We start from the raw sequence: 25,401 nt of genomic DNA on the forward strand, positions 1-25,401 counted from the left end.
CGCGCTCGCGACCCGCCCCGCCGCGCTCGCTACCCGCCCCGCCGCGCTCGCTACCCGCTGCCGCACGCAGCCAGCGGGTGCGCGCGCGCGCGTGGATCTTGTCCTGTACCATCGTCGTCATGGCCGCGTCCGTCGGACGGCATGCCCGGAGCGTCTTTGACCGCGGTCAATGTCGGTCGCGCCGCACGCCCCTAGCGACGGGGGATGACGGGGCCTGGGGTGGCACCGTCCCAAGGAGAATCGCCATGGATCCGGGGGTCGTCGACCTGTCGCGGCTGCAATTCGCGTTGACCGCTTTGTATCATTTCCTGTTCGTGCCGCTGACGCTCGGACTGTCGACGATGCTGGTCATCATGGAAGCGGTCTATGTGATGACCAACCGCCGGATCTGGCGGACCACGACGCGGTTCTGGGGCAAGATCTTCGGGATCAACTTCGTGCTGGGCGTCGCCACCGGGCTGACCATGGAGTTCCAGTTCGGCACCAACTGGTCGTATTTCTCGCATTATGTCGGCGACATCTTCGGCGCGCCGCTCGCGATCGAGGGGCTGATGGCGTTCTTCCTCGAAGCGACGATGGTCGGGCTGATGTTCTTCGGCTGGGACCGGCTGTCGAAGCTGGGGCATCTGCTCGTCACCTGCATGGTCGCGCTGGGCACCAATTTGTCCGCTCTGTGGATCCTGGTCGCCAATGGCTGGATGCAGAACCCGGTGGGTGCCGCCTTCAATCCCGAGACGATGCGGATGGAGGTGACCGATTTCGGCGCGGTGCTGTTCAATCCGGTCGCGCAGGCCAAGTTCGTCCACACCGTCAGCGCCGGCTATGTCTGCGCATCGGTGGTGGTGCTGGGCGTGTCGGCGTTCTGGCTGCTCAAGGGGCGCTTCGTACCGGTCGCGCGGCGATCGATGACGGTCGCGGCGGCGTTCGGGCTGGCGGCATCGCTGTCGGTGGTCGTGCTGGGCGACGAGAGCGGCTATGCGCTGACCGACAACCAGAAGATGAAGCTCGCCGCGATCGAGGCGGTCTGGCACACCGAGCCGGGGCCGTCGGGGCTGACGCTGTTCGGCCTGCCCGACACGCTCACGCACAGCACGCGCTACAAGGTCGAGATCCCGTGGGTGCTCGGGCTGATCGCGACGCGCAGCCTGGACGGCACCGTCACCGGCATGTCCGAACTGGTGCTGAAGGCGCAGGAACGGATCGAGTCCGGCGTCATCGCCTATGATGCGGTCCAGCATCTGAAGGTCGCGCCGACCGACATCGCGCAGCGGGCGCGGTTCGAGGCGCATCGCAGCGATCTCGGTTATGCGTTGCTGCTCAAGCGGCACATCGCCGACCCGCGTGCCGCGACGCCGCAGCAGATCGAGGCGGCGGCGTGGGATACGGTGCCCGATGTCGGGCTGTTGTTCTGGAGCTTCCGGATCATGGCGTTCATCGGTTTCGCGATGATCGCGCTGTTCGCGACCGCGTTCGTGTTGTGCTCGCTGCGCAAGCACACGACATCGCGGCGGTTCCTGATGCTGGCGGTTGCGGCGCTGCCGCTGCCGTGGGTGGCGATCGAGCTTGGCTGGGTGGTCGCGGAACTTGGCCGTCAGCCCTGGGCGATCGAAGGCGTGCTGCCGACGTTCCTGGCGACCAGTTCGCTGTCGCGCGCCGCTTTGTGGACGACGATCACGGGGTTCACGCTGATCTACGGCGTGCTGGCGGTGATCGAGGTCCGGCTGATCCTCGCCGCGATCCGCCATGGGCCGGAGCAGCCTGACGACCAGCCGACGGAGACGCCGGTCGCCGCCACTCGCCCCCCCGGCGTCATTCCCACACCCGCCTGATCAGGAAGGACATATCATGTTCGATTACGAGATATTGCGGCTGATCTGGTGGGCGCTGCTGGGCGTGCTGCTGATCGGCTTCGCGCTGACCGACGGGTTCGACCTGGGCGTCGCGGCGCTGCTGCCGTTCGTCGCACGAAACGACCCCGAGCGCCGGATGGTGATCAACGCGATCGGCCCGACCTGGGAGGGCAATCAGGTCTGGTTCATCCTCGGCGGCGGCGCGATCTTCGCGGCATGGCCGTTCGTCTATGCGGTCAGCTTCTCGGGCTTCTACCTCGCGATGTTCCTCGTGCTGGCGGCACTGATCCTGCGGCCGGTCGGGTTCAAATATCGCTCGAAGCGGCCCGATCCGGCGTGGCGCGCGCGGTGGGACTGGGCGCTGTTCGTCGGTGGCTTCGTGCCCGCGCTGGTGTTCGGCGTCGCGGTAGGCAACGTGCTGCTCGGTGCGCCCTTCCGCCTCGATGGCGATCTGCGTTCGTTCTACGAGGGATCGTTGCTCGGGCTGTTCACGCCGTTCGCGCTGCTCTGCGGGCTGTTGTCGGTGACGATGCTGGTGCTGCACGGCGCGGCGTGGCTGACGATCAAGGTAGAGCACGGACCGGTCCACGATCGCGCGCGCACCTTCGGCACGGTCGCGGCGATCGCCTCGATCATGCTGTTCGCGATCGGCTTCGTGTTCGTCCGCTGGGGCGGGATCGGCTACCGGATCGTCGGCACGGTCGACCCGGCCGGACCGTCCAACCCGCTGCGCACCACGGTCGAGCAGGTCGGCGGCGCGTGGCTCGACAATTTCGCCGCGCATCCGTGGATGATGGTGTTGCCGGTGCTCGGGTTCGTCGGCGCAGGGCTGGCGTTGCTCGGCATCCGGTCGGGGCGCGAGGCGCTCGCCTTCTCGGGCTCGTCGGTGTCGACGGTCGGGATCGTCGCGACGGTGGGCTGTTCGATGTTCCCGTTCATCCTGCCGTCGAGCATCGATGCGCATTCCAGCCTGCTCGTGTGGAACGCGTCGTCGACGCACAAGACGCTCGGCCTGATGCTGTTCGTGACCGCGGTGCTGCTGCCGATCGTGCTCGCCTACACCGCCTGGGCCTACAAGGTGATGTTCGGCCGGGTCACCGCCGAAGACGTCCGCACCAATCCCGACTTCTACTAGATAGGACACGACGATGTGGTATTTTTCCTGGGTATTGGGCCTCGGTCTCGCGGTCGGTTTCGGCATCCTCAACGGTATCTGGCATGAATTTCACTTGCCCGTAGAAGATGATAGCTGAAAACGGCGTGCAATGACCGGGAATAGGGCGGGAAAGGGCGACAGATCTTCCCGCCTGCTCTACATCAAGTGCATGGGCCCAACCGACATCTGTACCGAGTGTGCGGTGCGCGACAGTGCGTTGTGCGGCAGCCTCGACGACCGCGAACTGCTGACGCTCAACACGCTGGGCCGGCGTCGGCGGATCGTGTCGGGCCAGACGGTCGCGTGGGCGGGCGAGGACGGCGTGATCTGCGGCAACGTGCTGTCGGGCGTGCTCAAGCTGGTCGCCGCGACGTCGGACGGGCGCGAACAGATCGTCGGGCTGCTGTATCCCGCCGAATTCTTTGGCCAGCCCTATGCGGGGCCGACCGACTTCACGCTCGTCGCGCTGACCGATGCCGAGCTCTGCGTGTTCCCGCGCGCCGGGTTCGAGCGCGTGCTGGAGGATCATCAGCGGATGGAGCGGCTGCTGCTCCAGCGCACGATGGAGTCGCTCAGCGATGCGCGCGGGCGGATGCTGGCACTGGCACGCAAGTCCGCAGGCGAGAAGGTCGCGGGCTTCCTGCTCGACATGGCGACGCGGGCGGGCGAGGCGGGGTGTCGCGCCACGCCCGGTGGTCCGGTCACGTTCGACCTGCCGATGACGCGCGGCCAGATCGCCGACGTGCTCGGCATGACGATCGAGACGGTCAGCCGGCAACTCACCAAGATGAAGACGGCGGGCATCATCGCCCTGCCGGGAACGCGCGCGGTGACGATCAGCGACCGTGCCGCGCTCGCCGCCCGTGCCGAAGCCGCCTGAGCCGTCAGCCCTCGCGGCGGACCGACAGGCTGTCGATCAGCATCGTCCGGGCGTTTCGGGTCAGTCGGTGGCCCGCCGAGGCAAGGATCGCGAGCTGCTCGAAATCGATCGCACGACGACAGCCGGTGAAGAAACCGCGCAACATGTAACCGAGCGCATCCGCCGTCGGCCGCCGGTCGGAGGCGACGGCAGGACCGAGCATGTCGATCAGTTCCTGCGCCGCGGTGGCGTCGGTCATGCACCGGATGCGGATATGATCGAGCAGCGCGGCGCCCAGCGCATCGTCGGCATCCTTGAGCAGCATCGCCTCGAGAGAGGGCTCGCCGCGTGCCGCGATCTCCGCCAGCGCGCCGCAAAGCGCCGCAAGTTCGTAACGCGGGGGCAGCGCGGGCAGGCCATCGCCCACCGCTTCGAGCCGGTCGCACAGTTCGGCGCGCCTGCGCTGCGCACCGATCAGGCGGACCAGGTCGATCTCGTGGATCACGTGCCAGCGCCGCGCGAACGGCACGACGTTTCCGGCAAGCCGCTCATGGTCCATCACCGCCTTCTCCTTGTCATGCGGGATGCGCAGGCCGGGCGGTATCGGCATTGACCAGCGTCAAAGCCCCTGTCTTCGTCACGGCTATGCGGTGCGACATGGAATGCGATGTGATCGTGGTGGGCGGCGGGCCCGCGGGGCTGGCCTGTGCGCTGGGGCTCGCGGACAGCGGGCTCGCGGTGATCGTGGTGGAGCGACAGCCGATCGCGGCGCTGGCCGATCCGGCGGTCGACGGACGTGCGATCGCGCTGACGCACCGGTCGGTGGACATCCTGCGCACGCTGGGGGCCTGGGCTCTGGTCGATCCGGCGGTGGTGTCGCCGTTGCGGCGTGCGTGCGTGCTCGACGGCCGGTCCGATTTCACGCTCGCATTCGATCCCCCGAACGATCGCTTGAGCGAGGACCGGCTCGGCCAGCTCGTCGCCAATCATCATATCCGCCGGGCCTTGTTCGCGGCGGCGACATCCGGAGCGGCCGCGACGGTCACGTCGAAGCTGACGATCCTCGCGGATGTGGCGGTTTGCGATGTCGTGGCGGATCGAGCGGGAACGGCGGTCACGCTGAGCGACGGGCGCGTGCTGCGGGGACGATTGCTGGTTGCGGCGGATTCGCGCTTTTCTGGCGTTCGCGACCGTCTCGGGATCGGCGCGACGGTGAACCGTCTCGGGCGGTCGATGCTGGTCGTGGACGTGACGCATGAATGCGATCATCGCGGGATCGCCACAGAATGGTTCGGATACGACCAGACGATCGCGCTGTTGCCGCTGGTCGGGCGCCGATCGTCGGTGGTGCTGACGTTGCCCGAGGACGCGGTCGCACGGCTTGCGGCGCTGGAGCCGGCGGCGCTGGCGGCCGAACTGACGCGACGATCCGCCGGCAAGCTCGGCACGATGCACGTCGCCGGGTGCGCGCACGTCTATCCGCTCGCGACGGTGTGGAGCCACCATTTCGCCGCGACCCGCGCCGCACTGATCGGCGATGCGGCGGTCGGGATGCACCCGGTGACCGCACATGGCTTCAACCTGGGATTGCGCAGCGCGGCGTCGCTCGCCAGCCTCGTATCGCGCGCGGCCGCGAGCGGACGCGATATCGGCGCGTCGTCGCTCCTGCGCCGGTACGAAGCCGCGCACCGGATCGCCGCCGCACCGGCGTTCGCCGCGACCGGCCTCATCGTCGGTCTGTACACCGACGACCGGATGCCCGCGCGCGTGGCGCGCCCCGCGATCCTGCGCGCCGCCGCCCGGCTGTCGCCGATACGCGCGGGCGTCTCGCGGATGCTGATGCGGCACTGAGCGTCGCATCCGGCAGTTCTCGATTGACCGCCGTCAAACCCGTGCGCCGACGCGCGCGCTAGACGCGTAGGCATGAAGACGCTTTCCACGACGCTGCGGTTCTGGGATCGCACGCACCAGCTAGGCCGCATGGGCCTGCGCGATCTGTTCGTCGCGTATTTCACGCACTACGCGGTCATCGTCTATCTGGTGCTGGCGGGGGCGAGCATCGCCGCGTTCGCGCGGTGGCCGGCGCCGCTTGTGCCGACATTGGCGATCGTCCTGCTGGTCGCGGTCGCCTATCCGCTGGTCTGGTACGTGCTCCACCGCTGGGTGCTGCACAGCCGCTGGATGTTCAAGGTTCCCGCGCTGGCGGGCATCTGGAAACGCATCCACTATGATCATCACATGGATCCCGACCGGCTCGAGATCCTGTTCGGCGCGCTCCACACCACGCTGCCGACGCTGCTGCTGGTCGCGGCCTTGCCGGGCTGGCTGATCGGCGGAACGGGCGGCGCGCTGGCCGGGTTCGCGACCGGACTGCTCTACACCGCGTTCTACGAGTTCGCGCACTGCGTCCAACATCTCGGGTGGAAGCCGCGCAACCGCTGGCTCGCGACGATGAAGCGGCGTCACATGGAACATCATTTCCATGACGAGGACGGCAATTTCGGGATCACCAGCTTCGTCTGGGATCGGCTGTTCGGCACGCTCTACACGCGCATGCAGCGTCCGACGAAGAGCGCGACCGTCTTCAATCTCGGTTACACCGACGCGGCTGCCGCACGCTATCCGGCGGTCGCGAACCGATCGCGCGCGATGCCGCACCGGCCCGGTCGCAAGCGATCGTCGGGCGGCGTCATTCGTCGGCGATCGGTGCCGTTACCGTGACCCGCAGGCCGGGATCGTTGTCGGTCTCCTCGATCGTCCCGGCCAGCCGCTTGACCATCGACGATAGCATCCGCGAGCCGAACCCGGCGCCCGTGCCCGTCTTCCCCGCGCCGCGATCGGACACCACCAGCCGAAAGCGGTTGCGGTGCTGTTCGAGTTCGATCGTGATCGGCCCGGAGCCGCCCGCATAGGCGTATTTGTTGGCGTTGATGACCAGCTCGGTCAGGATCAGCCCGACGTTGACCGCGCGCTCGGTCGAGATGAGCACGGGCGCGAGATCGAGCTGGATCGCGTCGCCCCAGGAACGGTCCATCGACGATTTGATCTCCGCACACAGGTCGCCGATGTAGCGCGCGAGGTCGATCGCCTGGAGGTGCTCGTCCGAATGAAGCCGCCGGTGGACCATCGCGACCGCGGACAGCCGGCGCTGCGCCTCCGCCAGATGCGCGGTCAACACCTCGTCGCCGACCGCCTTGCCCTGCAATCCGAGGAACGCGGAGACCAGCTGGAGGCTGTTCTGCACGCGGTGATGCACCTCCTTGATGAGGTAGTCCTTTTGCAGCAGCAGGCTCTCGTTGTCGGCGATCGTCGCGGTCAGTTCGCGGTTCACCTCGAACAGGCGGCGGTTCTGGCGCGCCTCGAACATCGTCCGCCGGAGCCGGCTCGCCGCCTCGATCTCGAACAGCGTCCAGGGCGCGGACCGACCGCGCACCGCCTCGCTCCAGCTCTCGAACGACGCGCGCGGGCTCAGCGTCGCGGCCGGATCGGCGGGCACGTCCTTGTGCGGATTGCCCGCCCAGTTCACCACCTCGATCTGCTCGGCGCGAAACCAGATCAGGATGGTCGGTTCGTCGGTCGACATGGTGACCGCGAGAACGCCGCTCGCGAGATCCTGATAGGCAACCGCATCGGGAAGCTGCTCGGACAGCCGGTCGGTCGAGAACGGCAGCGTCCTCGCGCGCTCGCCGACATACGCGGCGACCGCCAGCACGTCGGCATGGCGCGGCGAGCGGCCCGCGACGTACAGCTCGCCCCCGCGGACGGCGGCAAAGCTGTCCGCGCCGAGCATCCGGCACATGTCGTCGCCCGCGGTGGCGAAGAACCCGGCGAGCGAGATGTCGCTGCCGAGCCGCAGCACGACGGCATCCTCCGCAGAGCGCAACCGGATGCGGTCGCGGTAGAGTTCGGCATCCTCCTTCGCCCGGATCTGTCGCGACAGGCTGCCCGCGAGCGCACGGCACGCCATCCGGACGTGGAGGGGCAGGAACCGCGTGGTCGGATGATGGCAGGCGATCAGCCCCCACAACCGGCCGTCGCGGACGATCGAGATCGAGGCGGACGCGGTGACGCCCATGTTCTTCAGATATTGCAGGTGGATCGGCGACACGCTGCGCAGCCCGACATCGCTCAGGTCGAGCGAGGCGGCGGCCTGCGGGCGGATCGGGGCGGGCTCGTATCCAGCGTCGGGGATGATCCGGACCCGGTTGCGGACATACAGCGCCCGCGCCTGGCTGGGGATGTCGGAGGCGGGAAAATGCTGGTTGAGGAAACTGTTCGCCGCCGGATCGCGATCCTCGGCGACGACAACGCCGGCATCGTCGTCGAGGAAGCGGTACACCATGACGCGGTCGAACCCGGTCAGGTTGCGGAAGGCGCGTGCCGCACGTTCGCAGAGTTCGCGGAGCCCGAACGCCTGCTCGAAGGTGGCGGCGGCTTCCTCCATCGCGGACAGGACGTCGATCGACGATGGCATCGAGGCGGGCGCGGGTTCGAGTTCGACGATCAGCTTTCCGGGCGACCGATGCGCGATCGCGACGAAGGTCTGCGCGATCCCCTGGACGTCGTTCAGCGCAACCGTCGACCCGGTCGGGCGGGCATCGAGCTTGTCGGTCACGGCCTGACGGAGCAGTTCGCCCAGCGGCCTGCCGAGCCAGTCGCGGGCCAGCGACGTCTCGATATCGCCGGCGCCGGCAACGATCGTCAGATCGGGAAGGCTGGCGACCAGCAGGAGGCCATGGGGTTGTATCGATCCGGGGATGTGGATCGGTTCGCGGTCGCATGCGGCGATACCGGACGACGAAGACGACGGGCCGTGCCCCGGCGCGACGATAGCGGAGCTTGGCATCCATGATCCGATCCGCGGGAGGGTAGGCCAACGACCCGGAACCCCGCGTTGTTACGGCCGCGATACAACGTCCGAATGCCGCCGTCTGTCAAATACATGCATAATGATCGGCCCGAAATGGACGTAAGAGACAGGGGGAGCGTCGCCGTCCGGGTACCGGCGCCGGTCGCTATTTCCTGTTGAGGCGGCTCCAGAGCATCGTGCCGACCAACGCGATGCCGGCGGCGGTCCCGCCTACCGCGACCGCGGCCATGACCGGCGACACGGTGCCGTCGGCGCGGTGCAGGTGGGGTCGCAGGTTCTTCAGCAGGGGCTTGCGGCCCGCCAGCCCCTCGAACATCTCGCCGGGACCTTCCGGATCGAGGATCTTGTTGTCCGCCAGCCATTCGCGCACGGAATCGAGTTCGGGCACCTCATAGGGACGCAGCGACCGGCCATCGCCGCGCAGTCGCTCGATCGTCTCGATGATCGAACCCGTCTCCGCGATCATCGCCGCGATCGTGTCGGGGTCGCTGTCGAGGTGTTCGGCGAGCAGGTCGTTGCGGATGCTGGCGATCGTATCGCGCTCGCCCGCGTTGCGGATCCGTCCGGCGTCGATCACGACGTCGCATTCGCTGTCGAGCCGCAGCGAGCGGTTGTTGAAGTTGGACGATCCGACTCGCAGCACCTCGTCGTCGACCACCGTCACCTTGGCATGGACGTAGATCGGCTGCCCCCCGGCGGTGAACGGGTGATACAGGCGCAGGCGCTTGTGCGGGTCCTGTTCGTGCAGCGCCTCGACCAGCCGCGCGCGGGCCGAATCCATCGCGATCGGCTCCAGCCAGCCCTCCGCGGTGGTCGGGTGGACGATGACGAATTCGGGACCGTCGGGTTCGCGCAGCCGCTTGCCGATCGCTTCGGCCACCTTGCGCGAGGCGAAATACTGGCTCTCGGCGTAGAAGAAGCGCTTCGTACGGGCGATCAGGTCGACGTACAGCGCCTCGATATCGTGGCGCGGCTCCTGTTCGGCCATCTCGGGGATGGTCAGCGCGATGCCGACTTCGACGTCGGTGAAATCCGCGGTCACATGCTCGGGCCAGCAATCTGCGCCACCCGACACCGACTCCAGCGCACCGCCGCCCGAGACCTCCCAGCGGCCGCGGCACATGTCGCCCAGCGCGCGGGCGACGGGGCCTTGCAACATCGTCGTCGCATCGTGCCACGGGCCATAGACCGTGCCGTCCGGCTCGATCCGGCGCGGCTCGTCATCGGCATGGTCGCGCGTGTCCCAGCGATCGACGGTCATGTCGATCCCGCCGCAGAACGCGACGTCGTCGTCGATCACGACCACTTTCTGATGATGCGATCCGGCGGGGGGATGATGCCCGTCGAGCCGCAGATGGACCTGCGGATCCTTGATCCACCTGGCGATGCGCAACAGCGTCTGGCCGTGGAACAGCGTCTTGATCGCGCCGGTATCCCAGCGGAGGATATGGATGTTCAGACCGGGCGTACGCTTCGCCAACCAGCTGATGAACGCGCCGACGCGTTCCGGACCGCCATCGTCGACGTCGCCGCCGAACCGGATGCGCGCGTCGAAATCCCAGCCGACGAGCAGGATCTGCGTCTTGGCCTTCATCATCGCGGCGCGGGCGGCTTTGAAATAGTCGTCGGCATCGACGATGACCGTCGCCCGTTCGGCATCTTCGATGCGCCAGCAGTTGCGACCGGGCTCGAGCAGGGTGTCGTGTTTCGTCATCCCGCACGCCATCGCAGGCTTGGCCGGATCAGCCAAGCGCGCGCCGCCGCTTTTACCGATCGATCTCGAACGCGTCGGGGTCCTTGCCGGTGGCCGCGTACACGCTGCGGACCACGAGCATGTGGTCGTCGATCTGCGGCAAGCCCGATACCGCGATGCAGCCGATCACGCCGCAGCCGGCCAGCGTGATCGGGAACGCCCCGCCATGCGCGGCGAAATCGAGCAGGGGCAGGCCGTAGCGTTCCAGCAGCGACGATCCCTTCGCCGCCATGTCCAGCCCGACGCCGTAGCTGGACCGATGATAGCGTTCGACGACGTTGCGCTTGCGGCGCGCCCATTCGGCATTGTCGGGAACCGATCCCGGCAACGCGGCGAAGAACAGCGGACGGTGGAAGAGGCGGATGTCGATCACGATCGGCGCGCGGGCGGCGCGGCCCCGGTCCGCGATCCAGCTCCCCAGCGACCAGGCGGTCTCTTCGTCGAACCGGTCGAAGACCAGCGTCCGCTCCTGGTGCGCGATCATTTCGACGGGCGTCATGCGCGCCGCTCCTCGTCGGTCAGCGACAGTGCGACCGACGCCTGCGTCTGCGACGACTGCACCGCCGCCTCGACGATCGCCATCACCCATAGCGCCTCGATCGGCGGCACGGGATTGGCGCCCGTGCCGTTTATCGCATCGGCGATGCCGCTATAATAGCGACGCTGATCGCCGGGGAGGGTGGCAATCTCGCGGGGCGGGGCGGTGCCGTCGTGGAAGACCAGCGGATCGGGATCGTCACCCCAGCCCGGCGAACCCGGCAGCATGCCGGCCAGCAATTGCGCCTCCTGACGATCGATCGCGTGCTTGACGATGCTGCCGGCGTCGCCGTGCACCGTGAAGCGGTGCGTGCCGCCGCCGACGAGCATGCCGGCGTGGAGCACGACCCGCCGTCCGCCGTAGGAGAGCACGACATGCGCCCAGTCGTCGGCGACCGCCCCGCTACGCTGTTTCGCCAGCGACGCCTGAACGCGGTCCGGCAGGCCGAACAACTGCACCGCCTGATCGACGAGATGCGGCCCGAGATCGAACCAGATTCCGCCACCCGCGACGTCGTGCTCCCGCCAGCGATCGCGCACCGCGGGCCGGAACCGGTCGAAATGCGATTCGAAATGACCGACGGTGCCGATCAGGCCGTCCTCGATCGCACGCCGCACGCCGAGGAAATCGCTGTCCCAGCGGCGGTTGTGGAAGACCGACAGGATCACGCCGCGGTGCTCCGCCAGAGCGACCAGCGCACGCGCCTCCGCCAGATCGAGCGTGAACGGCTTGTCGATCACGACGTGCTTGCCAGCCTCGATCGCGGCGCGGGCAAGGGGCGCATGGGTATCGTTGGGGGTGGCGATGACGACCAGATCGATGTCGTCGGCCGTCAGCATTGCCGCGGGATCGGCATACACCACCGCATCGGGGAGATCGGCGTTCACCTTGGCCGCATCACGCGACACGACCGCGCAGAGAGACAGTCCGGGTACCGCCCCGATCAGCGGCGCGTGGAACGTCTTGCCCGAAAATCCATAGCCGATCAGTCCGACGCGGACCTGCCGTGCGGGAGTGTTCGGATTGCTGATTGCCAACGCCATGGTCGTCTCCTCGGACCCGCCCATACGACTGCGGTGGGGGGGCAGGGAAGCGTTTGGGGGAAGGCGGTCTCGTATGGCGGCCCAGCAGATGCTGGCCGATATGCGATTTGGCTCGCCTTCGTCACGATGAAGAACGGCAGGCGACGGGCGTTCGTGGTATCGACTTGTTTTGAAATATGCCGCCATCTTACTGACGTGCGGAGTATTAAATCTGCAAAGAGGCGGATAAATTACGATGTCGAATTGGTTTTATAATGAACCAATCTGAATTCAACTATCTGGCGATGCTGGATTATATAAGCTTTCCGATGATTATTCTTCAGTGGCTCGACACGATTGAAAAGATATCAATGAATCTGCAATAACTTCGGTCATATCACGGCGTGATGGAATCGTATTCGGATACCCCACGAGCGGCGGATGTGAACGCCTCCACGAGCGTTTTGCTCAAGCTGCAGAATACGATTCTCGAGATGATCGCCACCGGGGTTGCGTTGATACCGACCTGCGGGCGCCTCTGCGAAGAGGTCGAGACGTTGCTTCCGGGCGTCACCTGTTCGGTTCTGTCCGTCGATGCAGCCGGCTTGCTCCACCCGCTGGCTGGCCCCAGTCTTCCCGAAGTCTATTCGAACGCGCTGGACGGCCTCGGCATTGGTCCGGTCGCCGGCTCTTGCGGCACCGCAGCCTTTCTGGGGGTGGATGTTGCGGTCACCGACATCGAAACCGACGATCGCTGGGCCGAGTTCAAGCATCTGGCCTTGCCCCACGGGCTGCTTGCCTGCTGGTCGAGCCCGATCGTCAACGCGCAGGGTGCCACGGTCGGCACGTTCGCGTTCTACTACCGCGAACGGCGGGGTCCGACGGCGTTCGAGCGGGACGTGGTGTGCAACTCGGTGCGCCTGTGTCTCATTGCGATCGACCGCCACCAGCGCGTCGTCGAACACGAGCGGCGCGCGTTCACCGATGCACTTACCGGCCTGCCCAATCGCGCCGCGTTCAATGCCGCGCTGCTCGACCTCGATTGCAACGCGCCGGTTAGCTGGGCGATCTTCGTGCTCGACCTCGACAATCTGAAGACCGTCAACGACACGTTCGGGCATCATGCGGGCGACTGCCTGTTGCAGATCGCGGGCGACCGGATCGCGGCGGCGATGCTCCCTGGGCGGACGTACCGGATCGGCGGCGATGAGTTCGGGATGGTCATCGATCGACCCGATGCATTACGGAACCTCGACCGAACGGCAGAGAGCATACTCGATGCCCTGGCGCTGTCCGCCAACTGCGGTGGCCATGTCGTCGTGCCGCGCGCGACGATCGGCGGTGCCGTCCTGTCGAACGACGATCCGGTGGTCGATCGCGTGCGCCAGAATGCCGACTTCGCGCTTTATCATGCCAAGGAGACGGGGCGCGGCGGCTTCGTGCGCTACTGGCCCGGTCTCGGCTCGACGATGACGCGGCGACTGGGGGCGATCCGTGACGTCAACGCGGCGCTGCGCGAGCACCGGATCGAGGCGTATTAACAGCCGATCTTCCGCCTCGACACACGCGAGGTCGTCGGGCTCGAGGCGCTGTGTCGCATGCGGATCGGCAACGCGGTCGTCTCCGCCGCATCCTTTCACGAGGCGACCACGGACGCGCACGTCGCGACGGCGTTGACGGCGCGCATGTTGGCGCTGGTCGCGGCCGACCTGCGCGTGTGGCTCGACATGGGTATCCCGTTCCAGCACGTCGGGATCAACGTCTCGTCCGCGGATCTCAGCGGCGGGGCGATCGAGCGCGTACTGACGTCGGCATTCGAGCGGGAAGGCGTGTCGCTGGAACACGTGATCCTCGAAGTGACCGAAACGGTGTACATGGGCGACGGCGATCAGGCGGTGCAGACCGCGATCAGGGCGCTTCGCGACCGCGGTATCCGCGTGGCGCTGGACGATTTCGGCACCGGCTTTGCCTCGCTGACGCATCTGCTGACCGTGCCGGTCGACGTGATCAAGATCGACAAGACCTTCATCGATCATCTGACGCCCGAAAGCGTGAGCATGACGATCGTCGAAGGCCTGATCCGCATCGCCGAACGGATGAACATCCGGATCGTCGCGGAAGGCGTGGAATCGGAGGAACAGGCGGCGATGCTTCAGGCGGCGGGCTGCGTGCTCGGCCAGGGCTTCCTCTATGCGCCCGCGCTCGATCGCCGGAAGATCACCGCGCTGCTGCTGGACCGGGCGCAGTACGCTACCGCGTCCAACGCTACGACCACCGCCGCTGCTGCTCGTCGGCGATAACGCCCGTGCCGGCGGTTTGCCAGGTGCGGCGCCAGATCAGCGGGGTCATGCCCACCACGCGGCGGAACAGTCGGGTGAGGTGCGCCTGGTCGCTCAGCCCGCAGGCATAGGCGATCTGGCTGAGCGTGTCGTCGGTCCGCAGCATCAGCGTCTGCGCACGGCGGACGCGCTGGAGGATGAGGAACGCGTGCGGCGTTTCGCCGGTCGTCACCTTGAAGGCGCGACAGAAATGGCCCGCGCTGAGCCGCGCGACCTGCGCCAGCGCATCGACGCCGATCGTGCTGCCCAGCCGCTCCTCGATATGCAGCACGACGCCGCGCAATTGCCACGCCGCCAGCCCGCCTTTCACCGGCTCGGCTTGCGGTGGCGGAGTGTCGGGGGCGAACATCGCCGCGAGCCGCTCCAGATAATGCCGTGCCATATGAGGATCGCGGTCCAGCGCGCTGACGGCGTTCGCCACCAGACTGGCGGCGGTGGTCGGCCCGCAATGGGACCGGCCGGCATGGGACACGGCAGGCTGGGACGCGGCAGGCTGGGACGCTGTCGCCGAAAGGGGAATATGCAGCATCGCCTGGGTCTCCATCGCAGCCTGTACGATCGAGCATAGCGGATGCGGGCCGGTCGCCTGCGCCCCGGGCGGGGCGGTCGGTCACCCCCCTTTCGTGTGGCGCGACCTGCGCCGGGTCAGAGCTCGATGATGCCGCGCTTCGCTGCGATCGTCACCGCGTGCGTGCGATCCGAGGCGCCGAGCTTGGCAAAGATCAGCTTCATATGGCCTTTCACGGTTTCCTCGGTGACGGCGAGCCGGGCGGCGATCTGCTTGTTCGAATTGCCCGACGCGGCCAGCGACAACACGCCGATCTCGCGCTCGGTCAGCGCATCCTCGATGACGTGGAAGGCGATGCTGGACGCGACCTGCGCGTTGAGGTGCTTGCCACCGGCATGGACCGAGCGGATCGTGTCGAGCAGTTCCTTGCGGAGCGTGTTCTTCAGCAGATAGCCCGCGGCACCGGCGCGCAGCGCCCGCAGTGCCTGCGCGTCGCCCGAATAGGTGGTGAGCACGACGATGCGCGCCTGCGGCCAGTGGCTGCGCATGACCGCGATGGTGTCGACACCGCCGATCCCCGGCATCTGCAGGTCCATGAGCACGACATCCGGCAGGTGCGTCGGATAGAGTGCCAGCGCCTGTTCCCCCGACTCCGCTTCCGCGACGAGTTCGAGATCCGCCTGCGTTTCGATCACGGCCTTCACGCCTTCGCGCAGGAAGGGATGATCGTCGACGATCATGATACGGATCGGGGGGGAGGGCGGCAACGGGCACTCGTGCAATGGCAGGGCGTCGGGCGGATACCCTGCGCCGCGTCCGGCGGACAAGGCAAGGGGCCGCTCCATCAGCGCCTCGCCAATCGGTCGAACGCCGCGCGAAACGCGTCGACCCTGTCGTCGAACCGTGCGCCGCCGACGCAGAACACCCAGCGTGACAGCGTCGCTGGCCGGCGATCCGCCAGCGCGTCGAACAGGCCCGCGAGCATCGCTTGCGGGGTGCCGTCGAGCATGGCTGGGGACAGGCCGCTGTCGAGCAGGCTCGGCGCGAACGCGGCGGAGGCGGCGTCGAGGCGGATCGTCTCGCGCACCGCGGTCGCGACCGCCGGACGCATCGCCGCCGGCGTCCAGGCCGTCGGGTCGCCCAGGCCGATCGCGAGTATCGTCGCCGCCTGGATCGGCGGGGCAGGCGCCGACAGCGTCAGCACCTCGCCCGGCCCTGCCCGGAAGATGCCGTCCGCCCGCAACCGCGTGATCGCGCCGCCGAGTGCGGCGTCGAGATGTCCCAGCCCGCCGCCGGGTCCGCCGCCGGGTCCGCCGCCGGGTCGATCCTGGCCGATCTCGTGGGTGAAGACGCCGACGCTGGCAACCGACACCTCCACGCTCACCGCATCGCGCGGCGCCACCTCGACGTGGACGCCGCACCACAGCCCGATCGTCGCCGCGTCGTCGGCACGGCCGTTACTCGCCGGCATCCTGTTCTCCCGTCGATCGGGGACCGACCTGGATAGTTCCGTACCACGATGTCGGGATGAATCGCGTGGACGGGACTGACCGATTTTGAACAATCGCGCGGTCGGCGACGAGAATACGCAATACGCGGCGAATGGATCAGGCGAAGTCTCTCGGCACTTGCATTTGTTCGTTCCGCAGGCGCAACGTAAATCATCATGACCCTGCCGAGCGAAGTCTTCACGATCGTGCGATCCGGCTTTCTGCGCGCCCTGCGTGGACGTGGACGTGGACGTGGACGTGGACGTGGAGGCAAGGGTAAGCGAGCGGTGATCCGCGTGCTGTTCGCGATCCTCTGCGGGGTCGCGATGGCGAGCAGTGCCTCGGCGCTGGATCCGGCGCGGACGATCGCGCAACTGCGCCATTCGCGCTGGACGCTCGGCGATGGTGCTCCGGGTAACATCCGCGCGATCGCGCAGGGCCGTGACGGCTATCTCTGGCTCGGGACCGCGACCGGTCTTTATCGGTTCGACGGCATCACCTTCGAACGGATCGTGCCGGTCGACCAGGATCGGTATCGGTCGCCTCAGATCACCGCGTTGCTGGCGGCGCGCAACGGCGACATCTGGGTCGGCTACGACTTTGGCGGTATTTCCGTGGTTCGCGGCGGCGTGTTGAGGGATGCCAACCCATGGCCCGCGGTGGGGGGCGTGACGACCATCGTCGAGGGGCGCGACGGCGCGATCTGGGTCGTCGGCAATTCGGTCGACACGATGAGCCTCGCTCGCCTGTCGGCGGGCCGGTGGACGAAGTTCGGTGCCGGACAGGGCGTGCCCGAACGCGGCGTGGGCGACCTCCTGAGCACGGCCGGCGGCATCTACCTCTCGCATGCGTCCCGACTTCTGCGCCTGACACCGGGGGGCTCGCGCTTCGAGGATGCGGGAGCAGGTAGCGGCGGCGTGCCGGACGATGCGTACGTCGCGCTCGCGCAGGACCGTCGCGGGACGATATGGCGTCGCACCGGTACCCTGGTCGAGGCGGTCGAGCGCGATCCGCGCCGCTATCGCATCGGCCGCGCGACGACGCCCTATGTCCTCGAACGGTCGCTGTTCGACCGCGACGGCAATCTCTGGATCACCGGACAGGATGCCGGGCTGGGGCGGATATCCGCGTCGGCCTTGCAGCACCCCGGCACACCCGGCAGCGTGGCATCGTTCACCGAAAGCCAGGGCCTGACCGCGGCGTTGACGCTGGCGGTGCTGGAGGATCGCGAGGGCAATATCTGGGTCGGCACGGAATCCGGGCTCGACCGGTTTTCGCCGAGCAACATCGTCCAGCCGCGACAGACCGAGGCGATCGTTTCGGGCTTCGTCGGCGGCGGCGGCGGCGGCGGCGGGGCGCAGAACCTGTTCATTGCCGGGCTTTCCGGGGTCTATCGCATCGGCAGGTCCGGCGTCCCGGTGCTGATCTTCGCCAGGCCCGATATCGGCGTGATGTGCGGCGATGGCCGTCGCCTGCTGGTGATTGGGATGGAGGGTAAATACCTGCTCGACCTCGATCATGCGGGCAATGTCGCCAGGGCGACGCCGGTCGCGGGGCCGTTGTCGATCACCTGCGCGATGGACACGCACGGCGTGTTCTGGACCGGGATCGACACGCTCTACCGCCTCGTCGGGCGGCGGTTGCTGCCATATGGCGCGCCCGCCGGCACGCCGAAGGGAACGGTCCATCGTATCCGGTCGGACGGCGCCGGGGGCGTGGTGTTCGGGCGTATCGGCCAGGGTGTTTCCCGCCTTCGCCAGGGGATCGAAACGTTGCTCTGGCGCAGCCGGGATCAGGTGACCGGCAGGACCACGACATGGCTACCGGTCCGCCAGGGTCTGCTGGTGGTCGGCGATCAGGGACTGGCATTGTACGACGGTACGCGCCTCGTCTCGTTGCGCGATCGGACCTACCCTTTCCTCGCCGGATTGACCGGCCTGCTCCAGACCGCGGACGGATCGACCTGGGTGATCGGCGCAAACGGGATCGTCCGGATGCCGACATCGTCGCTCGATGCGGCGTTCGCGCACCCCGGCCTGCCGATCCCGCACGAACGGTTCGGCTATCAGGAGGATTTCCGGGCGCGCTCCAACATGGTCGAGGCGAACGATATCGGGCAGGACGCGGCCGGACGGCTGTGGTTCGCCACCAATCGGGGATTGACGATGATCGATCCCGCCAAGCTATTCCGAAACCGGTTGCCGCCGGTGGTGCAGATCCGGTCGCTCGTCGCCGGCGGCGTGGACCGGCCGACGACGGATGCGACGATCGCGCTTCCGCCCGGCACCAACCATGTCCAGATCCGCTATACCGCGCTCAGCCTGACCAACGCCGTCGCCAACCGGTTCCGCTATCGGATGGCGGGCATCGACCCCGACTGGATCGACGCGGGCGAGGCTCGCGAGGCGCTGTATACCAACCTCGGCCCCGGCGAATACCGGTTCCAGGTGATCGCCGCGAACAACGATGGCGTCTGGAACCGACGCGGCGCGACGCTGACGTTCGAGATCGCCCCGCGCTTCTACCAGACGCATGCGTTCGCGGTCGCCTGCATCGTGGTCGCCGGGACGCTGGTGTGGCTGCTGTATCGGCGCCGGCTGCGGATCGTTGCGGAGCGGACGCGGGCGCGGTTCGAGGTGCAGATCGCGGAGCGCGAGCGGATCGCCCGCGAACTCCACGACACGCTGTTGCAGGGGTTCCAGGGGCTGATGCTGCGCTTCCAGTCGGTGGTCGAGCAACTGCCGAAGGGGGATCGCGCACGGATCAGCCTGGAGAGCGCGCTGGAACGCGCCGACGATGTGCTGCTCGACGGCCGCGACCGGGTCCGGTTCCTGCGCGAGACCATGGAGCCGGTCGCGCTGCCCGCGTTGCTGACCGCCATCGCGGACGACACCGTTGCGCCACCGCTGACCTGGGATCTCGATGTCGAGGGTGTCCTGCGGCCGGTCTGCGCACCGGTAGCGGACGAGATCGCGCAGATCGTCCGCGAAGCGCTCGCAAACGCAGTGCGCCATGCCCAGGCGGATCGCCTGGTGGTCGCGATCCGATCGAGCGCCGACAGGCTCGTGATCACCGTGACGGACGACGGTATCGGTATCCCGCGAGACGTCCGCGAGACGGGGCATCGCCCGGGACATTACGGACTGATCGGAATGCGCGAACGCGCCACCGCGATGGGTGGGACGCTCGCGATCCAGTCCGACATCGGGTCCGGCACCGAGATCACGGTGACGGTCCCGGCGCGTATCGCCTATCGCTGAGCGGGAGGATGACGATCGTCACCCTCCCGCCGATCACGTCGTAGCGCTCAGCCCTTCACGAACGCGAGCAGATCCGGGTTGATGACGTCGGCATGCGTCGTCAGCATCCCGTGTGGAAAGCCCTTGTAGATCTTGAGCGTGGCGTTCTTCAGGAGTTTGGCCTGAAGCAGCGCGGCATTGGCGAACGGCACGATCTGGTCGTCGTCGCCCTGCAGCACGAGCGTCGGGACGGTGATCGCCTTCAGATCCGCGGTCTGGTCGGTTTCGGAGAACGCCTTGATCCCCTCGTAATGCGCGAGCGCGCCGCCCATCATGCCCTGGCGCCACCAATTGTCGACGACCCCCTGCGACAGCTTTTCGGTGGGTCGGTTGAAGCCGTAGAATGGCCCCGAGGCGAGATCGACGTAGAATTGCGCACGGTTGTCGGCGAGCGCCTTGCGCAGGCCGTCGAACACCGAAATCGGCAAACCGCCGGGATTGCCCGCGGTCTTGAGCATCAGCGGCGGCACCGAGCTGACCAGCACGACCTTGGCGACGCGGCCCTGCGGCTGGCCGAACTTCGCGACGTAGCGCGTGACCTCGCCGCCACCGGTGGAGTGGCCGATATGGACCGTGCGCTTCAGGTCGAGATGCTCGACCACCGCGGAGGCATCGGCGGCGTAATGATCCATGTCGTTGCCGGTATCGACCTGCGACGACCGGCCGTGTCCGCGGCGATCATGCGCGACGACGCGGTAGCCCTCGGCGAGGAAGAACAGCATCTGCGTGTCCCAATCGTCGGCGCTGAGTGGCCAGCCATGATGGAACATGATCGGCTGGGCATTCTTGGGGCCCCAATCCTTGTAGAAGATCTCGGTGCCATCGCTGGTCTTGATGAATCCGCTGCTCATTCTGAATACTCCGTGTGGTTTGGGGGCGAGGGGGGAGGCGAACGTCATGGCCGGCAGCATCAGCGCGGCGGCGGCCGTTGCGGCGGCTGCGGTCGAGGCGATGACGACGGCACGCCTGGACAGGTCGGGCATGGTGTTCGGCATATCTTTGTCCCCGATGATGGCGGTCGTGGCCGCACGACGCTGCTGAGACGCCGTGCGTGCGCGGTGGCAGCCTCGGCGGTCACGCTCTGATGCGCGTCCGGCAGCGCGGATTCTTGGCGAACCGGAACGGAATTTGCGCAGGACCGACATATTGCGCGCGAGCGGCCCGGCTCGCGCTGGGATTGCGGAAAACGCCCTGATAGGTCGCTCGCGGGCAATCAGATCGGGGAAAAGCGATGAGCGGGCGTCATATGGGACCGGCACGGCTCGAGGCGTTTACCGACGGCGTGGTGGCGATCATCATCACGATCATGGTGCTCGAGTTGAAGGTGCCCGAAACCGGCGACCTGCGGGGTCTGGCCGGCAGCGCGCCGGTGCTGCTCGCCTATCTGCTGAGCTTCGTGAACGTGGGACTGTACTGGAACAATCATCACCACATGTTCTCCGCGGTCGAACGGATCGACGGGCGCGTGCTGTGGGCCAACCTGTTCCTGTTGTTCTGGCTCAGCCTGGTGCCGTTCGTGATCCGCTGGCTCGACGAAAGCCAGTTCGCGGCCGGCGCCACGGCGGCATACGGGATCGTCCTGGGGCTGGCCGCGGTCGGTTATTCGCTCACCGAACGCGCGATCATCGCATGCAACGGCAAACAGTCTGCGGTGGCGCGCGCGATCGGATCGGACTGGAAAGGCTGGAGCAGCATCGCGTTCTACGCAGCGGCCGTGCCCTTGGCGTTCGCGAGCCGGTGGATCGCGATCGCGCTGTACGTCGCCGTCATCGCGCTGTGGCTGATCCCCGATCGCCGGATCGTCCGAACGGTCGACGACCTCGCGAGGACGCCGTGAACGGCCGGCATGGAGGCGGTTCATAGGCCGATCGCGAGCCGCAGCGTGATCGCGCGCGGGCGGATCGGGACGGTCTGCGTCGTCGTCGCTAGCGTGAACGGGTTGCCGAAACCGAAACTGTTGCCGCGTCCGTCGAGCAGGTTGTCGATGTCGACCGACCAGTGGCGCCGGCCGTCGTCGAGAGTCGCGCCGACGCCGATCGTCGCGTAATCGCCGGCGGGGCGGTCGAGTGCCGGGTCGAAGCTTAGCCGGGTCTGGCCGATGTAGCGTGCTGAGACATAGCCGCTCGCCGGCAGGTCGCTCAGCGAGAACCGCCGCGTCAGCCCGAGCCGCGCGGAATAATCGGGGACCACCGGCAAGCGCCGATCGTTCACATCGACCTGACCCTTGGCCGGCGCGGTGAGCCGCGCGCGCTGGATCGTGGTGCCGAAGTCGATCGTGGCGCGCCCGGCGTCGAACCGCCCGCCGAACTCCACACCGTAATTCGTCGCGTTGCCGGCATCGACAGTACCGAACAGACCATCCGACCCGACCACGTCGCTGCGCAAATGTTCCCAAAACGACCCGAAGATCGCACCGCTGAGACCGAGACGATCGTCGAGGCCGCGAACGCGCCAGCCGAATTCGAGGCTCTGCAGTTCGTCGCCGGGAATACGCTGTTCGGTGGTGGCGATGGCGCGCGTGACGCCGGCGGGCCGGATCGCGCTGGCATAGCGCAACCAGAGCAGCCCGGTATCGTCGCGGTGCCAGCTGAGCGTGGCGCTCGGGGTGACGCCCAGCTTGGTCGCGTTCTGCTCGTTCGGGCCTTGCTGCTCGATATCGTTGACGGTGACGAAGCCGCGCAGGCCGAGCTTGAAATCGAGCGCGGGGGACAGCCGTTGCGTGCCCTCTGCGAACACTGCGGCCTCGAATACCGCTTCCCTGTCGTCGCGCGCGATGACGGTCGTGCCGTTCGACTTGAAGCGTCCGTTGAGGCGGGTGGTCGCGTCGAGCACCGACGCGCCGACGATCCAGGGGTGACGTGCGGTCGGATCGCTCAGACGGATTTCCTGCGTCACCAGATCGATCGATCGATCCTCGACATAGGCGACCGGGGCGATAGTACCGAGTGCCGCCGCCATGCTGCTGGCGTCGTAGGTGCTGCCGAAAACATGCGAGACGACCGTGGTCGTCGATTGCACGTCCAGGCTGCCGACCGGGCCGTGGATGTCGAGCGTACCTGAAACGAAATCATTGTCTTGCGGTTCGGCGATCGCGGTCGTGCGCGACAGGCCCTTCGTCGCATACTGGCTGTCGCGCGCGTCGATCCACTGGCCGATGCCGCTGGCGGTCGCGGTCCAGCCATTGCCGATCGCCCAGCGCAGTGCTGCGCGGACGCCGGGGCGCGCGGTACGGTTTACGTCTGGCTTTCCGCGTCCGGTGTCGTCGATCCAGCCGGGCATCGTCTCGGTCCAGATCGATGCCCGGAGCGCGAGACGTCCGGCCACGATCGGCACGTTGACGGTGCCGTCGAACGCACCGCCGACCGCGCCGTTGTTGATCCCGGTCGCCTCGCCTGCGAAGGTGCCCGAGACGCGATCGAGGTCGGGCACGGTGGTGACGATCCTGATGACGCCGCCCAGTGCGCCGGTGCCGTAGAGCGTGCCCTGCGGCCCGCGCAGGATCTCGACGCGATCGATATCGACCATGCGGAGATCGGGATCGGGCGACGAATAGCCGATCCGCGCATCGTCGATATACAGGCTGACGAGCGACTGGCTGGTGCCGTTGAAGGCGCTGTCGGCGACGCCGCGCAGAAACACGCGGTCGCGGCCGGGGCCCAGATTGGTCGAGAACGCACCGTCGGTGGTCGCGAGCAGGTCGACCAGGCCGCGTTTGCCGGCGAGGCGGTCGAGCGCGTGGGTACCGACGATCGTGATCGACACGGGCAGGTCGAACAGGCGTTCGTCGCGCTTGCTGGCGGTGACGATTATGTCGGCGCCTTCGGTGGCCGGGGGCAGGGCGGCATGCGTATCGGCGGCGCGCAATCGAGCGGCGCGGCGCGGCGGCTCGGGTTCGATCCGCCAGGTCGTCGCATCGACGCGGATCGCGCGGAGGTGGGTTCCCGACAACAGGCGTTTCAGCGCCTGCGCGATATCCGATGCGTCGATCCTCCGAGTCTGCGTAACGGGCAGCGTGCCGGCCATGCCGATCGAGATGCCCGTTTGTCGCGCGAGCGCATCGAGCGCGGTGCGGAGCGACCCCGCCGGGATGACGATGGCGGCCGGTTTGGCGCCTGTCGACCTAGCGGCCGCCGGCGCGTTCGAGATGTACGACGCCAGCAGCGCGACGCAGGCGTAGCGGCAAGACCGCGCGAAGCTGATCGAGAAGCCGCGAGCCGTCGCCAATCGTCAAAACCCCGGAAAAATGCAGCCCTGCGGCGGACGGATCGACCACCAGCGGCGCCCCCGCATACCGCGATATATCGGCGGCAACCAGCGGCAACGGCGCGCCGTCATAGCTCAGCCGGCCGTCGCTCCAGTCGGCGACCGACGCTGGGGCAATAGACCGCCGCTCGGCGATCCCGGCCGACGGATCGATGTCGAGACGCTGGCCTGCGATAAGTGTCGTCGGCGCGCTGCCGTCGGGGTCGTGCGGCGCGACGCTGACGCTGCCCTCGGCCACTGCGATCGACACTTTCCCCCGCGCGTTGGTGACCGCGAAACGCGTGCCGACGTCGCGGATGTCGTAGGCCCCGGCGCGGACGATCAAAATGCGCGACGGATCGTGACGGACCGAGAAGCTAGCCGCACCGTCCGCGAGTTCGATAAACGGGGTCTTGCCGCCCGTCACCGACACGCGTGACCCGCGATCGAGCTGCATCGCGCTGCCGTCGGCGAGTGTCACCGCACGCGTATCGCCAGCGCTGGTGGCGTAGGTCTGCGCCGTATCTGTGACGGTCGGTCCGACCAGCAGAAACGCGAGACCGGCGGCAAGTGCGCTACCCGTACCTGCCGCAGCCCACCGCCAGCGGTTCGGGCGGGATACCGGTACAGCGTCGGTCGCGTCGTCGTCGTTGGCGGGCAGTAGCGCGGCGATCGCGGGGGCTGCCGCGCTGATCTCGGCATCGAGCAGCGCGATCGAGTCATAGGCGGCGCGGTGCGACGGATCGGCGGCCAGCCAGTCGCCAAAGCCCGCCCAGTCCATGTCGGACGCATCGATCCGCGCGTGCCAGGCGGCCGCGGCGGCGATCGGGTCCTGCGTCGTTGCGTCCATCATCGCGCCCTCGTTCCGAGCGAATGCCCCCCGCTCACATCATAGACGCCGCCGCTCGAATGGCACCGCAGGTCCTGGTAACATTCAGTCATCGAGCGCCTTTCTCAAGTGGCGCAGCGCGACCGCGATGTGCTTTTCGACCGCGCTGCGGCTGATGCCGAATTCGGCGGCGACCTCGGCATGCGACAGGCCGTCGATCTTGTGGCGGCGGAATACGCGCATCGCGCCCTCGGGTGGTCCGGCGAGCGCGGCGGCCAAATGCCCGATGCGTTCGCGGCTCGCGACTGCGTCGAAGGCGGAGGGCGCATCGTCGACCGCCTCGGCGCCCGCGACCGAAATCGTCGCTTCGACATAGCCAGCGTCGCGTCGGACGCGGCGGCCGTTGGCGCGGACGCGGTCGAGCACGATGTTCATGCCGATCCGGTGCAGATACGCGAGTGGGTTGGCGATCGGGCCCGCGACAGGCCCTTCGGTTGACCGGCCGATATGCAGCCAGATCTCCTGCACGACGTCTTCGGCTTCCGCGACACTGCCGGTCCGCCCGGCGAAGAACCGGACGAGTTGCGGGCGGTTCGCCGCGAGCACTGCCGACAGACCGGCAGGCTGGGGACTGTCGATGTCGGCT

The 25,401-nt window shown here is 67.6% G+C and carries 23 protein-coding genes; 11 read left to right on the plus strand and 12 right to left on the minus strand.

From position 1 onward, the window contains the following. Positions 1–245: 245 nt before the first annotated feature. From IFR23_RS00005 to IFR23_RS00020, 4 genes are all read left to right on the plus strand, one after another. Positions 246–1,829 (plus strand): cytochrome ubiquinol oxidase subunit I, encoded by a 1,584-nt coding sequence (locus IFR23_RS00005; protein ID WP_192974220.1) that lies wholly within the window; start codon positions 246–248, stop codon positions 1,827–1,829. A 16-nt stretch (positions 1,830–1,845) separates the two neighbouring features. Then, complete coding sequence (cydB, locus tag IFR23_RS00010) at positions 1,846–2,985, plus strand: cytochrome d ubiquinol oxidase subunit II (RefSeq protein WP_192974221.1); 1,140 nt, start codon at positions 1,846–1,848, stop codon at positions 2,983–2,985. 13 nt (positions 2,986–2,998) lie between these two features. Then, positions 2,999–3,103 carry a cytochrome bd-I oxidase subunit CydX gene (cydX, locus tag IFR23_RS00015; protein ID WP_107961542.1) on the plus strand — a complete coding sequence of 35 codons (105 nt, stop codon included), beginning with the start codon at positions 2,999–3,001 and terminating at the stop codon, positions 3,101–3,103. Between the two features lie 72 nt (positions 3,104–3,175). Next, positions 3,176–3,886 carry a Crp/Fnr family transcriptional regulator gene (locus tag IFR23_RS00020; RefSeq protein WP_192145516.1) on the plus strand — a complete coding sequence of 237 codons (711 nt, stop codon included), beginning with the start codon at positions 3,176–3,178 and terminating at the stop codon, positions 3,884–3,886. 4 nt (positions 3,887–3,890) lie between these two features. Here the strand turns inward: IFR23_RS00020 and IFR23_RS00025 are convergent, their stop codons facing one another. Continuing rightward, positions 3,891–4,475 (minus strand): hypothetical protein, encoded by a 585-nt coding sequence (locus IFR23_RS00025; protein WP_244655364.1) that lies wholly within the window; start codon positions 4,473–4,475, stop codon positions 3,891–3,893. Between the two features lie 47 nt (positions 4,476–4,522). On the opposite strand from IFR23_RS00025, the gene ubiM reads away from it, so the two are divergent. Beyond that, the gene (gene ubiM / locus IFR23_RS00030; RefSeq protein WP_192974222.1) at positions 4,523–5,716 is read left to right on the plus strand and encodes a 5-demethoxyubiquinol-8 5-hydroxylase UbiM; all 1,194 of its coding nucleotides are present in this window, start codon (positions 4,523–4,525) and stop codon (positions 5,714–5,716) included. A 72-nt stretch (positions 5,717–5,788) separates the two neighbouring features. Further along, a complete protein-coding gene (locus IFR23_RS00035) occupies positions 5,789–6,586 on the plus strand; it encodes a sterol desaturase family protein (protein ID WP_192974223.1) in 798 nt (265 codons plus the stop codon). On the opposite strand, the gene IFR23_RS00040 is transcribed toward IFR23_RS00035, so the two are convergent. The 4 genes from IFR23_RS00040 to IFR23_RS00055 all read right to left on the minus strand — a co-directional run bounded on the left by IFR23_RS00040 (position 6,555) and on the right by IFR23_RS00055 (position 12,069). Continuing rightward, positions 6,555–8,711, minus strand: coding sequence for a histidine kinase dimerization/phosphoacceptor domain -containing protein (locus tag IFR23_RS00040; RefSeq protein ID WP_192974224.1), 2,157 nt, complete (start codon positions 8,709–8,711; stop codon positions 6,555–6,557). The genes IFR23_RS00035 and IFR23_RS00040 overlap by 32 nt on opposite strands. 169 nt (positions 8,712–8,880) lie before the next feature. Then, positions 8,881–10,449, minus strand: a complete 1,569-nt coding sequence (locus IFR23_RS00045; RefSeq protein WP_192974225.1) for a phospholipase D-like domain-containing protein — start codon at positions 10,447–10,449, stop codon at positions 8,881–8,883. Between the two features lie 52 nt (positions 10,450–10,501). Continuing rightward, positions 10,502–10,987 carry a heme-degrading domain-containing protein gene (locus IFR23_RS00050; RefSeq protein ID WP_192974226.1) on the minus strand — a complete coding sequence of 162 codons (486 nt, stop codon included), beginning with the start codon at positions 10,985–10,987 and terminating at the stop codon, positions 10,502–10,504. Then, the gene (locus tag IFR23_RS00055) at positions 10,984–12,069 is read right to left on the minus strand and encodes an oxidoreductase (RefSeq protein ID WP_192974227.1); all 1,086 of its coding nucleotides are present in this window, start codon (positions 12,067–12,069) and stop codon (positions 10,984–10,986) included. The genes IFR23_RS00050 and IFR23_RS00055 overlap by 4 nt, the downstream gene beginning before the upstream one ends. A 386-nt stretch (positions 12,070–12,455) precedes the next feature. Between IFR23_RS00055 and IFR23_RS20475 the strand changes: the two genes are divergently transcribed. Next, entirely contained in the window at positions 12,456–13,589 is a 1,134-nt protein-coding gene (locus IFR23_RS20475) for a sensor domain-containing diguanylate cyclase (RefSeq protein ID WP_342344835.1), read from the plus strand. A 6-nt stretch (positions 13,590–13,595) separates the two neighbouring features. Continuing rightward, positions 13,596–14,348 (plus strand): EAL domain-containing protein, encoded by a 753-nt coding sequence (locus IFR23_RS20480; protein WP_342344855.1) that lies wholly within the window; start codon positions 13,596–13,598, stop codon positions 14,346–14,348. Here the strand turns inward: IFR23_RS20480 and IFR23_RS00065 are convergent. The 3 genes from IFR23_RS00065 to IFR23_RS00075 all read right to left on the minus strand — a co-directional run bounded on the left by IFR23_RS00065 (position 14,314) and on the right by IFR23_RS00075 (position 16,366). Then, positions 14,314–14,916, minus strand: coding sequence for a helix-turn-helix domain-containing protein (locus IFR23_RS00065; protein WP_192974228.1), 603 nt, complete (start codon positions 14,914–14,916; stop codon positions 14,314–14,316). The two genes, IFR23_RS20480 and IFR23_RS00065, sit on opposite strands and share 35 nt — an antisense overlap. A gap of 116 nt (positions 14,917–15,032) precedes the next feature. Next, entirely contained in the window at positions 15,033–15,635 is a 603-nt protein-coding gene (locus IFR23_RS00070) for a response regulator (RefSeq protein ID WP_258191302.1), read from the minus strand. A gap of 104 nt (positions 15,636–15,739) precedes the next feature. Next, positions 15,740–16,366 carry a M17 family peptidase N-terminal domain-containing protein gene (locus tag IFR23_RS00075; protein WP_192974230.1) on the minus strand — a complete coding sequence of 209 codons (627 nt, stop codon included), beginning with the start codon at positions 16,364–16,366 and terminating at the stop codon, positions 15,740–15,742. Between the two features lie 195 nt (positions 16,367–16,561). On the opposite strand from IFR23_RS00075, the gene IFR23_RS00080 reads away from it, so the two are divergent. Then, a complete protein-coding gene (locus IFR23_RS00080) occupies positions 16,562–19,645 on the plus strand; it encodes a sensor histidine kinase (protein WP_244655365.1) in 3,084 nt (1,027 codons plus the stop codon). A 47-nt stretch (positions 19,646–19,692) separates the two neighbouring features. Here IFR23_RS00080 and IFR23_RS00085 read toward each other — a convergent pair whose 3' ends face one another. Next, positions 19,693–20,535 carry an alpha/beta fold hydrolase gene (locus IFR23_RS00085; RefSeq protein ID WP_197978219.1) on the minus strand — a complete coding sequence of 281 codons (843 nt, stop codon included), beginning with the start codon at positions 20,533–20,535 and terminating at the stop codon, positions 19,693–19,695. Between the two features lie 46 nt (positions 20,536–20,581). Between IFR23_RS00085 and IFR23_RS19985 the strand changes: the two genes are divergently transcribed. Both IFR23_RS19985 and IFR23_RS00090 read left to right on the plus strand, forming a co-directional pair. After that, complete coding sequence (locus IFR23_RS19985) at positions 20,582–20,725, plus strand: hypothetical protein (protein WP_197978220.1); 144 nt, start codon at positions 20,582–20,584, stop codon at positions 20,723–20,725. A gap of 190 nt (positions 20,726–20,915) precedes the next feature. Beyond that, positions 20,916–21,521 carry a TMEM175 family protein gene (locus IFR23_RS00090; protein ID WP_244647177.1) on the plus strand — a complete coding sequence of 202 codons (606 nt, stop codon included), beginning with the start codon at positions 20,916–20,918 and terminating at the stop codon, positions 21,519–21,521. A gap of 20 nt (positions 21,522–21,541) precedes the next feature. On the opposite strand, the gene IFR23_RS00095 is transcribed toward IFR23_RS00090, so the two are convergent. The 3 genes from IFR23_RS00095 to IFR23_RS00105 form a co-directional block, all read right to left on the minus strand. Next, a complete protein-coding gene (locus tag IFR23_RS00095) occupies positions 21,542–23,908 on the minus strand; it encodes a TonB-dependent receptor (protein ID WP_192974232.1) in 2,367 nt (788 codons plus the stop codon). Continuing rightward, positions 23,805–24,779 (minus strand): FecR family protein, encoded by a 975-nt coding sequence (locus IFR23_RS00100; RefSeq protein ID WP_192974233.1) that lies wholly within the window; start codon positions 24,777–24,779, stop codon positions 23,805–23,807. The genes IFR23_RS00095 and IFR23_RS00100 overlap by 104 nt, the downstream gene beginning before the upstream one ends. Positions 24,780–24,860: 81 nt before the next feature. Continuing rightward, positions 24,861–25,361, minus strand: coding sequence for an RNA polymerase sigma factor (locus IFR23_RS00105; protein ID WP_342344836.1), 501 nt, complete (start codon positions 25,359–25,361; stop codon positions 24,861–24,863). Positions 25,362–25,401 lie beyond the last annotated feature (40 nt).

The sequence above is a fragment of the Sphingomonas sp. CFBP 13603 genome (assembly GCF_014892665.1).
GTDB lineage: Bacteria > Pseudomonadota > Alphaproteobacteria > Sphingomonadales > Sphingomonadaceae > Sphingomonas.